15 protein-coding genes are annotated in these 12995 nt (G+C 56.0%); 11 read left to right on the forward strand and 4 right to left on the reverse strand.

Features of this window, described 5'->3' with window-relative positions; genetic code table 11:
* The first annotated feature begins 2 nt into the window (after positions 1 to 2).
* Genes hisH through coaA form a run of 5 tightly spaced genes read left to right on the forward strand, consistent with a single transcriptional unit; the run spans position 3 to position 3519 of the window.
* Entirely contained in the window at positions 3 to 653 is a 651-nt protein-coding gene (gene hisH, locus J2X72_RS02800) for an imidazole glycerol phosphate synthase subunit HisH (RefSeq protein ID WP_310068202.1), read from the forward strand.
* Positions 650 to 1393, forward strand: a complete 744-nt coding sequence (gene hisA, locus J2X72_RS02805; RefSeq protein ID WP_310068205.1) for a 1-(5-phosphoribosyl)-5-[(5-phosphoribosylamino)methylideneamino]imidazole-4-carboxamide isomerase — start codon at positions 650 to 652, stop codon at positions 1391 to 1393. Before hisH ends, hisA begins: the two co-directional genes overlap by 4 nt.
* The gene (gene hisF / locus J2X72_RS02810; protein WP_310068208.1) at positions 1390 to 2175 is read left to right on the forward strand and encodes an imidazole glycerol phosphate synthase subunit HisF; all 786 of its coding nucleotides are present in this window, start codon (positions 1390 to 1392) and stop codon (positions 2173 to 2175) included. The genes hisA and hisF overlap by 4 nt, the downstream gene beginning before the upstream one ends.
* Before the next feature lie 16 nt (positions 2176 to 2191).
* Positions 2192 to 2515: a phosphoribosyl-ATP diphosphatase gene (locus tag J2X72_RS02815; protein ID WP_310068212.1), complete on the forward strand. Its 324-nt coding sequence runs from the start codon at positions 2192 to 2194 to the stop codon at positions 2513 to 2515.
* Positions 2516 to 2517: 2 nt separating this feature from the next.
* A complete protein-coding gene (gene coaA, locus J2X72_RS02820; protein ID WP_310068214.1) occupies positions 2518 to 3519 on the forward strand; it encodes a type I pantothenate kinase in 1002 nt (333 codons plus the stop codon).
* On the opposite strand, the gene J2X72_RS02825 is transcribed toward coaA, so the two are convergent.
* From J2X72_RS02825 to J2X72_RS02840, 4 genes are all read right to left on the reverse strand, one after another.
* Positions 3506 to 4120: an alpha-ketoglutarate-dependent dioxygenase AlkB gene (locus J2X72_RS02825; protein WP_310069269.1), complete on the reverse strand. Its 615-nt coding sequence runs from the start codon at positions 4118 to 4120 to the stop codon at positions 3506 to 3508. The genes coaA and J2X72_RS02825 overlap by 14 nt on opposite strands.
* Positions 4121 to 4187: 67 nt before the next feature.
* The gene (gene lysM, locus J2X72_RS02830; protein ID WP_209998825.1) at positions 4188 to 4646 is read right to left on the reverse strand and encodes a peptidoglycan-binding protein LysM; all 459 of its coding nucleotides are present in this window, start codon (positions 4644 to 4646) and stop codon (positions 4188 to 4190) included.
* 104 nt (positions 4647 to 4750) lie between these two features.
* On the reverse strand, positions 4751 to 5188 hold the full coding sequence (arfB, locus tag J2X72_RS02835) for an alternative ribosome rescue aminoacyl-tRNA hydrolase ArfB (RefSeq protein ID WP_310068217.1): 438 nt from the start codon (positions 5186 to 5188) through the stop codon (positions 4751 to 4753).
* A gap of 117 nt (positions 5189 to 5305) precedes the next feature.
* Entirely contained in the window at positions 5306 to 6919 is a 1614-nt protein-coding gene (locus tag J2X72_RS02840) for a phosphoenolpyruvate carboxykinase (protein ID WP_310068220.1), read from the reverse strand.
* A gap of 306 nt (positions 6920 to 7225) precedes the next feature.
* Between J2X72_RS02840 and J2X72_RS02845 the strand changes: the two genes are divergently transcribed.
* The 6 genes from J2X72_RS02845 to ahcY all read left to right on the forward strand — a co-directional run bounded on the left by J2X72_RS02845 (position 7226) and on the right by ahcY (position 12790).
* A complete protein-coding gene (locus J2X72_RS02845) occupies positions 7226 to 7945 on the forward strand; it encodes a response regulator transcription factor (protein WP_162701788.1) in 720 nt (239 codons plus the stop codon).
* A gap of 118 nt (positions 7946 to 8063) precedes the next feature.
* On the forward strand, positions 8064 to 9851 hold the full coding sequence (locus J2X72_RS02850; protein ID WP_209999931.1) for a sensor histidine kinase: 1788 nt from the start codon (positions 8064 to 8066) through the stop codon (positions 9849 to 9851).
* A complete protein-coding gene (locus J2X72_RS02855; protein WP_310068223.1) occupies positions 9851 to 10309 on the forward strand; it encodes an AAA family ATPase in 459 nt (152 codons plus the stop codon). Before J2X72_RS02850 ends, J2X72_RS02855 begins: the two co-directional genes overlap by 1 nt.
* A gap of 184 nt (positions 10310 to 10493) precedes the next feature.
* Positions 10494 to 10895: a PTS sugar transporter subunit IIA gene (locus tag J2X72_RS02860; RefSeq protein WP_112524863.1), complete on the forward strand. Its 402-nt coding sequence runs from the start codon at positions 10494 to 10496 to the stop codon at positions 10893 to 10895.
* A 25-nt stretch (positions 10896 to 10920) separates the two neighbouring features.
* The gene (locus J2X72_RS02865; RefSeq protein WP_310068231.1) at positions 10921 to 11235 is read left to right on the forward strand and encodes an HPr family phosphocarrier protein; all 315 of its coding nucleotides are present in this window, start codon (positions 10921 to 10923) and stop codon (positions 11233 to 11235) included.
* Between the two features lie 154 nt (positions 11236 to 11389).
* Positions 11390 to 12790: an adenosylhomocysteinase gene (gene ahcY / locus J2X72_RS02870; protein ID WP_209998821.1), complete on the forward strand. Its 1401-nt coding sequence runs from the start codon at positions 11390 to 11392 to the stop codon at positions 12788 to 12790.
* Positions 12791 to 12995: the final 205 nt, after the last annotated feature.

The raw sequence follows: 12995 nt of genomic DNA on the forward strand, positions 1-12995 counted from the left end.
GCATGCGCGTCGCCATCATCGATTATGGGTCGGGCAATCTCCGCTCGGCAACAAAGGCATTCGAGCGCGCCGCGCGGGAAAGTGGCGTCGATGCGAGCATCGATCTGACAGCCGATGCTGACCGGGTCCGTACGGCCGATCGCATCGTCCTTCCAGGCGTTGGCGCCTATGCCGATTGCCGCCGTGGGCTCCATGCTGTCGACGGCATGGTCGAGGCCATTCATGAAGTAGCCGTGCAAAAAGCGCGGCCGTTTCTCGGGATTTGCGTGGGCATGCAGCTGATGTCTTCGCGCGGGCTGGAAAAGACCATTTCGACCGGTTTTGACTGGATCAAGGGCGATGTTCGCGAGATGGTGCCATCCGATCCGGCGTTGAAAATTCCGCAGATCGGCTGGAACACGATCCGGCTTGTCCGGCCGCATCCATTATTCGATGGAATTGAGACGGGGCCGCAGGGCCTGCACGCCTATTTCGTCCACTCCTATTTTCTCGATGCCGAGATGGAAAATGATGTCGTCGCCGTCACCGACTACGGCGGGTCGGTTACCGCTGCCGTAGCCAATGACAACATGGCGGGGACACAGTTTCATCCGGAAAAGAGTCAGGCGCTAGGCCTCGCCCTCATCGCCAATTTTTTAAGGTGGAATCCGTGATTCTTTTTCCGGCAATCGATCTGAAAGACGGCCAGTGTGTGCGACTGAAGCTTGGCGACATGGATCAGGCGACGGTCTACAACGCCGACCCGGCCGCTCAGGCCAAGGCTTTTGAAAGTCAGGGCTTCGAGTGGCTGCACGTCGTCGATTTGAACGGCGCTTTTGCCGGAGCATCGGTCAATGGCGACGCGGTTGACGCAATTTTGCAGGCAACGAAAAACCCCGTGCAACTCGGTGGCGGTATTCGAACGCTTGCGCATATCGAAGCCTGGCTGGCGAAGGGTCTGTCTCGCGTCATTCTCGGAACGGTCGCGGTGCGCGATCCGGCATTGGTCGTTGAGGCCTGCAAGCGCTTTCCAGGCAAAGTTGCCGTCGGCATCGACGCCAAAGGCGGAAAGGTTGCCGTCGAAGGCTGGGCCGAGGCGTCGACATTGGGTGTGATTGAGTTGGCTAAGAAGTTCGAGGGCGCCGGTGTCGCAGCGATCATCTACACGGATATCGACCGCGACGGCATTCTCGCCGGGATCAACTGGGAATCGACACTGCAACTTGCCGAAGCTGTCTCGATCCCGGTCATCGCTTCCGGCGGCCTTGCGTCCATGGCCGATGTCGTTCGCATGACCATGCCCGACGCACAAAAGCTCGAAGGCGCGATTTCCGGCCGCGCGCTTTATGACGGGCGTATCGATCCTGCAGAAGCATTACAGGTCCTTCGCGATGCAAGGGAGCGTGCAGCATGACCCTCAAAGCCCGCGTCATTCCTTGCCTCGACGTCAAAGATGGACGTGTGGTCAAGGGCGTAAACTTCGTCGATCTTATCGATGCCGGCGACCCGGTCGAGGCGGCGAAAGCCTACGACGCTGCCGGGGCGGACGAACTCTGCTTTCTCGACATCACCGCTTCTTCCGACAACCGCGAGACCATCTTCGAAGTGGTGGCCCGCACCGCCGAACAATGCTTCATGCCGTTGACAGTCGGCGGAGGGGTGCGCACCGTCGCCGATATCCGCAAACTCCTTCTGGCGGGGGCCGATAAGGTCTCCATCAATACTGCCGCTGTGAACAATCCCGAGTTCATCGCGGAAGCTGCAGACAAATTCGGCAACCAGTGCATTGTGGTTGCAATCGACGCCAAGAAGGTTTCCACACAGGGTGAAAGCGACCGCTGGGAAATCTTCACCCACGGCGGACGCCGCGCTACCGGGATCGATGCGGTGGAATTTGCGCGCAAGGTCGTGGATCTCGGAGCTGGGGAAATTCTCCTCACCTCCATGGATCGCGATGGTTCGAAAATCGGCTATGACATACCGGTCACGCGCACCATCGCCGATGCGGTACGCGTGCCGGTTATTGCTTCTGGCGGGGTCGGCAATCTCGATCATATGGTTGAAGGCATTCTCGAAGGGCACGCTTCCGCTGTCCTTGCGGCATCCATTTTTCACTTCGGGACTTATACGATCGCTGAAGCGAAAACTCATATGGCGGCGGCGGGCATTCCCATGCGCCTCGACCCGTCCCGGTGATTGGATTGGAACATTCATGACTGCATTTACCCTTTCTGATCTCGAACGCATCGTGGCGGAACGCGCGACGTCAGCAGATGGCAAATCCTATACGGCTAGCCTTTATACCAAGGGTATTGGCAAGGCCGGCCAGAAGCTGGGAGAGGAAGCGATTGAAACCGTTATTGCCGCTGTCTCCAGCGACAGGCAGGGTGTTATTTCGGAAAGTGCGGATTTGCTCTATCATCTCCTGGTCGTTCTCGGGATATCCGGCGTGAAACTTGGAGAAGTTCTGGAAGAGTTGGAGCGGAGAACGGCGCAGACCGGACTCGAAGAAAAAGCCGCGCGGGGACATGACTGATCATGTTTAAAGTTCCGGCCCTTGAACGGCAGACGGGAGAGGATGTCGTGGATCAGTTGGCACCAAGCGAGTTTTCACCTTACCGGTTTTACAGTGCCGAGAAATGGGCTGAGTTTCGCGCTGATACGCCATTGACGCTAACCTATGATGAGGTCAAGCGGTTGCGCTCTCTCGGCGATCCGATTGAGCTCGACGAGGTGAGCAGAATTTATCTCTCCCTGTCGCGGCTGTTGTCGGCGCATGTTGAGGCGAGCCAGCTGTTATTCTATCAGCGCCGCCAATTCCTCAATACCGGAGACGCCTTCAAGACACCGTTCATTATCGGCATTGCTGGCTCGGTGGCCGTCGGCAAATCTACCACGGCGCGAGTGCTCAAAGAATTGCTCGCCCGTTGGCCATCGAGCCCCAAGGTCGATCTGGTTACCACAGACGGTTTTCTTTACCCCAATGAGGTGCTTAGAGCCAAAGGTTTGATGGAGCGCAAAGGTTTTCCGGAAAGCTACGATGTTGGCATGGTGCTGCGGTTCCTGTCGCAGATCAAGGCCGGCCAGCGCAACGTCAACGCGCCGCTCTATTCGCACCTGACCTATGATGTGCTGCCGGGTCGCTATCAGACCGTCGATGCCCCCGACATCCTGATTTTCGAAGGGATCAATGTGCTTCAGGTCCGCGATCTGCCCGAAGATGGCAAAATGGTTCCATTCGTGTCGGACTTCTTCGACTTTTCGATCTATATCGACGCCGATGAAGAGCAGATACACAAATGGTACATCAGCCGCTTCATGCGCTTGCGGGAGACGGCGTTCAAGGATCCGAGCTCATTCTTCCATCGCTATTCGACGATTTCGGATGATTCCGCGCTGGCCATCGGCGAAAGCCTTTGGGCAAACATCAATCTGAAGAATCTGCGGGAGAATATTCTGCCTACGCGGCCGCGCGCCGACCTCATTCTACGCAAAGGTGATAATCATCTGGTCGAGGAAGTTGCGCTCAGGAAGCTGTGACCCTTCTCAGCGTCAGATTTATGCGGCCCGTACTTTTCAATAGCATTGAAGTACCGGGATAGATGCGGTCGACGCCGTGGAACGCCATGCGGCCTTCCCCGCCAAGTACGATCACATCACCGCTCGACAGTCGGACGGATTGCGTCTTGTCGCTGCGGTTCGTGCCGCCAAAGCGGAACAGGCACGCATCGCCGAGCGAGACCGAAACAACCGGCGCTTGCAGATTTTGCTCATCGCGATCCTGATGCAAGCCCATTTTCGCCGTGTTGGAATAGAAATTGACGAGGCAGGCCTCCGGCGGAAGCGGAAAGTCGCCGATTTCCTGCCAAAGTTCGAGCAATCGCTGCGGGATGGGTGGCCACGGCCTTTGCGTCACAGGGTGGACGAGTTGATAACGATAACCGCCTTCCTTGTCCGTAACCCACCCGAGCACACCACAATTTGTCATGCGCACACTCATTTCCTTGCCGGTTTTGGGCATGGCAGGAACGTAAAGCGGCGCTTCCGTGACGACAGCCCGGATATCCTCGACGAGCGCAGCCTGTTCGGCCGGGTCAAAATGTTCAGGGAAGTAGCGGATGCCGGGGGCCAGCAAAAGCATCATCTATCCAACTATGCAAATTCAAAGGCCCGGCCGCTAGAGGGCCGGGCCGTTTGGCAAATGCAGATCAGCCGAGTTCAGGAATCCTCAGCACCTGGCCTGGATAAATCTTGTCGGGGTGAGTAAGCATAGGCTTGTTGGCCTCGAAGATGATGGTATTCTTCGCGCCCTTGCCCTTGCCATACTGCGACTCGGCGATCTTCCACAGGTTGTCGCCCTTCTTTACCGTATAGAACACCGGGTCCTTGGCGACCGACCCGGTGGTGACTTCATCGACTTTCAGCCCTTCGGTCTCGACTTTGGAGATGCCGAGTGAATTTCCAACGGCGATGATAGCCTTTTCGAGTACTTCCTGATTGGTGACATTGCCTTTCAGAACTGCTTTGTCCCCTTCAACCACAACCTGGACATTTTCGGTACCAAGCTTATGGGAATCGAGTTCCTTCTTCAGCGCATCGGCAGTTGGCTCGTCGTCGCCGATACCGATTTTCTTGCCTACGGATTTAACGAAATCAAATAGTCCCATGTCTGGCTCCTGTTGATTGATCAAACCGAAATAGCGTTGTGGCACTGCGTGAAGCAGTTGAAAAGCCAAGATTAATACCTGCAGCTAATATTCGTTTCTTTTAACTAATCTCCCTTCACCTTGCCACGCATCTTTTTGACATCGGCGCGCCCCGATTTTTCCTTGAGACGGCGCTCTATCGATCCCTTGGTTGGTCTCGTTTTCTTGCGCGGTGGCGGCGGTGGTTCTGCGGCCTTCGAAATCAGTACGATCATGCGCTCGCGAGCATCCTGTCTGTTGCGCTCCTGCGTGCGAAAACGGTTGGCCTCGATCAGCACATCGCCGTCTTTGGTGGCCCTTTGACCCGCAAGTTTGATGAGGCGCGCAAAAACATCCTCTGGTAAACCGGCACGCGCCGCCAAGAATCGCAGTTGGACAGCCGTCGAGACTTTATTGACATTTTGTCCGCCAGGGCCGGCAGAGCGGATGAAGCTTTCCTCCAGATCGTCCTCGTCGATCCAGATTCTATTGCTTATTCTGATCCGGGTGCGGCTCTCTTCCATACAAGGATAGGTAACCTAATCTTTGATTCGCGGAAAGCATCTCACTCTGCCGCAAAACGCAACAAATCCCCACTGGACACCAGCAGGGATTTGATTTGGTTTGAAAAAGTAAGGCGATTATTCCGCGGCGACCGGCGTATGCGGAGCGGCCGCCCTGACGTCACCGTCTACGTGGCCTTCGAACTTGCCAAAGTTGCGAATAAACATATCAACCAGCTTTGTTGCCTGGGTATCATAGCCAGGCTTATCCGCCCAGGTCGAGCGGGGATCGAGGATCGCATCATCGACCCCCGGCACGGCAACAGGGACGGCGAAACCAAAATTCGGGTCTGTCCGGAACTGCGCGTTCTTCAGCGAACCGTCGAGCGCCGCCGCAAGCAGCGCCCGCGTTACCTTGATGGGCATGCGCTTGCCGATGCCATGAGCACCACCGGTCCACCCTGTGTTTACCAGCCAGCAATCGACGTTGTGATCGGCGATCAGCTGACGCAAGAGATTGCCATATTCCGACGGATGACGCGGCATGAAGGGCGAACCGAAACACGTCGAGAACGTTGCCTCGGGTTCGGTCACGCCGCGTTCCGTACCGGCGACTTTGGCGGTGTAGCCGGAGAGAAAGTGATACATTGCCTGCGCCGGTGTCAGTTTGGCGATGGGCGGCATGACGCCGAAGGCATCTGCGGTCAACATGATAATGTTCTTCGGATGGCTTGCCTTGCCGGTCTTCGATGCATTCGGGATGAAGTCGAGCGGATACGCACAGCGCGTATTTTCCGTCAGCGAACCATCGTTGAAGTCCGGCTCCCGGTTTCCGTCGAGAACAACATTCTCTAGCACAGTGCCGAAACGCTGGGTCGTCGCGTAGATTTCCGGTTCCGCCTCGGCGGAAAGACGAATGGTCTTGGCGTAGCAACCCCCCTCGAAATTGAAAACACCGTGCTCGCCCCAGCCATGTTCGTCATCGCCGATCAGTGTACGGGTAGGATCAGCGGAGAGTGTGGTCTTGCCCGTCCCCGATAGACCGAAAAAGACGGCAGTATCGCCGTCCGGGCCCTCATTGGCCGAACAATGCATCGGCATGACGCCTTTGGCAGGGAGAATATAGTTGAGCGCCGTGAAGACGGATTTTTTCATCTCACCGGCATAGGCCGAGCCTCCGATCAGCACGATCATGCGATTGAGATCGACGGCGATTACCGTCTCCGAGCGGGTGCCATGTTTTGCGGGATCGGCGCGGAAGGACGGAAGATCGATGATCGTCATCTGCGGAACGAAATCAGGCAGAGCGGCACGATCCGGGCGGATCAGCAAATTGCGGATGAACAGTGAATGCCAGGCAAATTCAGTGATGACGCGCGTGTTTAATTTGTACTCTTCGTCGGCACCGCCGATGAGATCCTGGACAAACAGTTCCTTGCCCCTTGCCTGCTCAATAAAATCTGCATAGAGCAGCTCAAATGCCTCAGGTGACATCGGCGCATTATTGTCCCACCAGACATGAGCGTCGGTTGACGCGTCGCGGACGACGAATTTGTCCTTTGGCGAGCGCCCAGTATGTTGGCCGGTACGAGCAACCAGCGCACCTTGCGCCGTCAGCTCCGCTTCGCCTCTGCGCAACGTCTCCTCGTAGAGTTCCGCGGCTCCCAGATTATAATAGACCGCCGAAACATCCTTCAAGCCTGAGGTGCCGAGCGCGATCGTCGCGTTATGAATACCGGTCTCTCTAGTCATCTGTCCGCCATTGTTAAGAATGCGTTGAGGGGTCAAGTTAACTCGTGCCGCTTCCTGCATCTTCCAGCATGAATGCGGCTACCGATTGTCAAAAGCAGAAATAATGAATAGTATCAAACGTTTAATCGATTTAAAGAATTTAAATTTCTTTAAATCGTTTTAGATAGAAGAAATTTTGATCATCCTTCCGTAAGCGTAAAAGCGCGTGAATCGGCAAGGGATGACAGGACTCGCGATCTGTGCCACATTTTGTACCTAATTTGTCCGGCACAAGCACAGTTGTTTTGGTGACATGAAAGGCAGGGCATGAGGGAAGTACCCGCAATGCAGACTATTGCGCTCGTCGATGACGATCGCAATATTCTGACATCCGTATCGATCGCGCTTGAATCGGAGGGCTATCGTGTCGAAACCTACACCGACGGTGCCTCCGCACTCGATGGCTTGATGGCCCGCCCGCCGAATCTCGCCATTTTCGACATCAAGATGCCGCGCATGGATGGTATGGAACTTCTGCGTCGCCTGCGCCAGAAGTCCGACTTGCCGGTCATCTTCCTGACCTCCAAAGACGATGAGATTGACGAACTGTTTGGGCTGAAGATGGGTGCTGATGACTTCATCACCAAGCCTTTTTCGCAGCGCCTCCTTGTCGAGAGGGTAAAGGCGGTTCTGCGCCGTGTCGCGGCGAGGGAAAGCGCGGCAAAGCCCGGCAGCCCCCAGACAAAATCGCTTGAGCGCGGCCAGCTTGTCATGGACCAGGAGCGTCACACCTGCACGTGGATGGGTGAACCGGTTACGTTGACTGTGACCGAATTTCTGATCTTGCACTCGCTGGCCCAGCGCCCGGGTGTTGTCAAAAGCCGTGATGCGCTGATGGATGCAGCCTACGACGAGCAGGTTTATGTGGACGATCGCACCATCGACAGTCACATCAAGCGCCTGCGCAAGAAGTTCAAGGTCGTCGACGATGATTTCGACATGATCGAGACCCTGTACGGCGTTGGCTATCGCTTCCGCGAAACCTGATGCGGTTTCCGGCGGAACGCACTGCGCTTTCAAAGCTACGTGATCCGCTGTAAAACAAGGTTGTCTCGCCGCTGCATGAATGCGATGAGCCAACCGAATCACGATGTCTGAGGCAAAGATGGTAGCCGAACTGCAAGGCGGCAATATCACGCGCAAAAGCGCAGTTATGCGCCGCAAGCGTTCGCTGGCTTTGCGCCGTTTTTTTCGTCCGCTGAACCGCGTCTTTGGCAACTATCTGTTCTCAAGCCTGACCAGGCGCATTCTTTTCCTCAACCTAGCCGGTCTTGCCGTGCTTCTGTCCGGCATCATGTACCTCAATCAGTTCCGCGACGGATTGATCGATGCTCGCGTTGAGAGCCTGATGACGCAGGGCGAGATCATCGCGGGTGCCATAGCGTCATCGGCGACGGTCGATACGAATTCCATTGCCATCGACCCGGAGAAGCTGCTGGAACTGCAGGCCGGTCAAAGTATCACGCCGTCGCCCGACGTCTTGGACAATCTCGATTTCCCCATCAATCCGGAGCGCGTGGCGCCGGTTCTGCGCAGGCTCATTTCACCGACGCGTACCCGTGCTCGCATCTATGACCGCGATTCCAATCTGCTGCTGGATTCGCGCCATCTTTATTCACGCGGCCAGGTTCTACGGTACGAGCTTCCGCCGATCGATGGCGAGGAGCCGAGCTTTTTCGAACGCCTGACCAACCGCATGACACGGCTTTTGCGCCGCAGTGACCTACCGGTTTACCAGGAACAGCCTGGCGGCAATGGATCCTCTTATCCCGAAATCATGAAGGCGTTGACCGGTTCTCCCGCAACCGTCGTCCGGATGACAGAAAAGGGCGAGCAGATCGTCTCGGTCGCGGTGCCGATCCAGCGGTTTCGTGCGGTGCTCGGCGTTCTGCTTCTTTCGACCGAAGGCGGTGACATCGACAAGATTGTTCAAGGTGAGCGCTACGCGATCATCCGGGTCTTTACGGTTGCCGCGCTGGTCATGGCTATTCTATCGCTCTTTCTCGCATCGACGATTGCCAACCCGCTTCGTCGTCTCGCTGCTGCTGCCGATCGCGTCCGGCACGGGGTAAAGAATCGCGAGGAGATCCCAGATTTTTCCGAGCGGCAAGACGAGATCGGCCATCTTTCGACATCCATCCGCGACATGACCAACGCGCTCTACGCCCGCATCGAGTCGATTGAGAGTTTTGCCGCCGATGTGAGCCACGAACTTAAAAACCCTCTGACTTCATTGCGAAGCGCCGTGGAGACGCTGCCGCTTGCTAAGAACGAAGAGTCGAAGAAGCGGCTTATGGACGTAATCCAGCATGACGTGCGCCGGCTTGATCGCCTGATCACCGACATCTCTGACGCATCGCGACTGGACGCTGAACTCGCGCGTGAAGATTCAGAGCACGTCGATCTCAAATATCTGTTGGGCAACCTCGTCACCGCCGCGCGCGAGGTCCGGCGAAACAAGAAGGATACCCGCATCGAATTGGTCGTGGGCAAGCTGCCGAACAACAGGAAGGGCTTCTTTGTCGCCGGCCACGACCTACGGCTCGGTCAGGTCGTCTCCAATCTGATCGAAAATGCGCGGTCGTTCGTTCCCGTCGAGGATGGCGTTATCACGGTGACGCTGGAGCATATGGGCGACCGCATCCGAATTATCGTCGAAGACAACGGGCCGGGTATCCGCGTAGAACAGATCGACCGGATCTTCGAACGGTTTTATACGGATCGGCCATCCGGAGAGGCCTTCGGTCAGAACTCGGGCCTCGGACTGTCTATCAGCCGTCAGATAATCGAGGCTCACGGCGGCACATTGAATGCCGAGAACATTATCGACCCCAAAGACCCCGACAATTATCTAGGTGCGAAATTCATCGCCATTATTCCAGTTGAGGTCTGATGATTGTCGAGCCACACGGGCATGTGCACGCGACCGCGGTCCTCGTCGGCGATCGCGGCATTCTGATTGCGGGCCCTTCTGGATCAGGTAAATCATCGATTGCCAGTGAACTGGTGCGGCGAGCGGCTGGCAGAGGCGCGTTTGCCGCCCTGATTTGCGATGATCAGTGTTTTTTGCAAGCCATATCCGGCCGCTTGGTCTGCGCTGCCCCTGCCTCATTGCAGGGTGGCATGGAGATCCGCGGCTCGGGCTTGCATATGGTTGATTTCGAGACTTGCGGGGTGATCCATCTTGCCGTCGAACTGACCAAGCCCGGACAAGCCGTTCGATTTGCGAGTGACGTCAGGATAGTCCTCGAAGGCGTCGCGATCCCGCATCTAATTCTACCTGAAAGGGAGGTGGAAGCTGCCTGCCGGGCTGTGGAGGCGAGGCTCTTCCAGCCGTTTTGGAAGAAATAGGCTAAGCGATTCAAATGGTTGCCATGTTGCACTGCGATAAAATGACTGACTGTCTTGCTTAGGCCATTTTTCCGCTTGCCTTCACGATTCGTCCTGCCAAAATGCGACACCTGCCAAACGGGGCATTCAATGCGCAGTAAAAAGCCCAAACCCAAGGGGCCGGCGCGACAGGAGCAGTTTCAGAATGATCGGACTCGTGCTTGTGACGCACGGAAGACTGGCTGAAGAATTTCATCATGCCGTGGAGCATGTGGTCGGCCAGCAGGAATATTTGGAAACCGTCTCGATCGGTGCGGATGACGATATGGAGCAGCGGCGGCGTGACATCGTCGATGCAGTTGCCCGTGCCGACAACGGTTCGGGCGTTATTATCCTGACAGATATGTTTGGTGGTACTCCGTCTAATCTGGCCATCTCGGTGATGGAGTCGGGACGGATCGAAGTCATCGCCGGGGTTAATTTGCCAATGCTTATCAAGCTGTCCAGTGTTCGCGTCACCAACGACATGGCAGCTGCATTACGCGAAGGTCAGGATGCCGGACGGAAGTATATCAATGTGGCCAGTCAGGTGCTGACAGCCAAATAGGGCTTATGCTCAAAAGAGGAAATAGATGCGCCTGACTGCCGAAACAACCGGTACGTTTGACCCGGATAACGCACTTGTCGAGGAATTCGAGATCGTCAACCGGCGTGGTCTCCATGCACGTGCATCTGCCAAGTTCGTCCAGCTCGTCGATGCCTACGACGTGCACGTCCGCGTGGAAAAGGATGGTATGACCGTTGGCGGCACTTCGATCATGGGTTTGATGATGCTTGCCGCGTCTCCAGGCTGCTGCATCAAGGTCAGCGCCTCCGGTGTACAGGCGCGTGAACTGATGAAGGCTTTGGGCGCACTCATTGCCGATAAGTTCGGCGAAGAAGCCTGATTAATACAACTCCTGCTGTCGAATCATATGCACGCATAAGGATTTCTTTATATCCCATTGTGCGGCGAGGCCTAATCTGCTAGTCAACGTCATCTCCGGTCGCCCGATCAGATAGTGCGCGGCCAAATGAAAACGAAGACGGAGCTGACACGAGATGGCCGATACACAGGATTACATCGTCAAGGACCTTGAGCTGGCCGCATGGGGCCGCAAGGAAATGGATATCGCCGAAACCGAAATGCCGGGCCTGATGGCCAGCCGGGAAGAGTTCGGCAAGACACAACCGCTCAAGGGCGCGCGCATCACGGGGTCGCTTCACATGACGATCCAGACAGCGGTCTTGATCGAGACATTACAGGCGCTTGGTGCCAAAGTTCGCTGGGCCTCGTGCAATATCTTCTCCACACAGGATCACGCAGCCGCAGCGATTGCTGCAACCGGAACGCCGGTATTCGCGGTCAAGGGCGAGTCGCTCGAAGAATACTGGACCTATACGGACAAGATTTTCCAGTGGCCGGATGGTCAGCCTTCCAACATGATCCTCGACGATGGCGGCGATGCCACGATGTACATTCTCATCGGTGCACGTGCCGAAGCTGGCGAAGATGTTTTGTCGAAGCCGGAGAGCGAAGAAGAGGAAATCCTCTTCGCACAAATCAAAAAGCGCATGAAGGAAACCCCTGGCTTCTTCACGAGGCAGCGCGATGCCATCAAGGGCGTCACTGAAGAAACGACAACCGGGGTTAATCGTCTGTATCAGCTGCAGAAGAAGGGCTTGTTGCCTTTCCCTGCGATCAACGTCAATGACAGCGTGACCAAGTCGAAATTCGACAACAAGTATGGCTGCAAGGAATCGCTGGTTGACGGTATCCGCCGCGCCACGGACGTCATGATGGCCGGCAAAGTCGCTGTCGTCTGCGGCTATGGCGATGTGGGCAAAGGTTCTGCACAGTCCCTGCTTGGCGCCGGCGCCCGCGTGAAGGTAACTGAGGTCGATCCAATCTGTGCGTTGCAGGCCGCGATGGATGGTTTCGAAGTTGTGACGCTCGAAGATGCGGCGCCGACCGCCGACATCGTCATCACGACGACCGGCAACAAGGACGTCATCACTATCGAGCACATGCGCGCGATGAAGGATATGGTTATCGTCGGCAATATTGGTCACTTCGATAACGAGATTCAGGTCGTTGCCCTGCGCAATCTCAAGTGGAACAACATCAAGCCGCAGGTCGACATGATCTCGTTCCCGGATGGCAAGCGGCTGCTGCTTCTCTCGGAAGGCCGTCTTCTCAACCTCGGCAATGCTACAGGTCATCCGAGCTTCGTCATGTCCGCCTCGTTCACCAATCAGGTTCTGGCTCAGATCGAGCTTTATAGCCGCGGCGAACAGTACAAGAATGAAGTCTATGTCCTGCCAAAGCACCTTGATGAAAAGGTCGCCCGGTTGCATCTGGACAAGCTTGGCGCAAAATTGTCGGTGCTTTCGGAAGAACAGGCTGCCTATATTGGTGTGACGCCGAAAGGACCTTTCAAGTCCGACCACTACAGATATTGATCTGAGAGTATATACCCACAATATATAGTGGCCGGAGGATTGACAAATCCTCCGGTTTTCTTTTTTACGCCTAGTTCTTCCCGTCGATTCGCTCAAGGTTTATTGTAGTGATTCGGGATGACGGTGTTCCAGGTGGGCCGCTTGTTTAAAAAGCAAGCGGAAGGGAATAGCCGGCATTCGTCAGGATGGGGCAGCGACGGTTGAT

The organism is Phyllobacterium sp. 1468 (genome assembly GCF_031455525.1).
GTDB lineage: Bacteria > Pseudomonadota > Alphaproteobacteria > Rhizobiales > Rhizobiaceae > Phyllobacterium.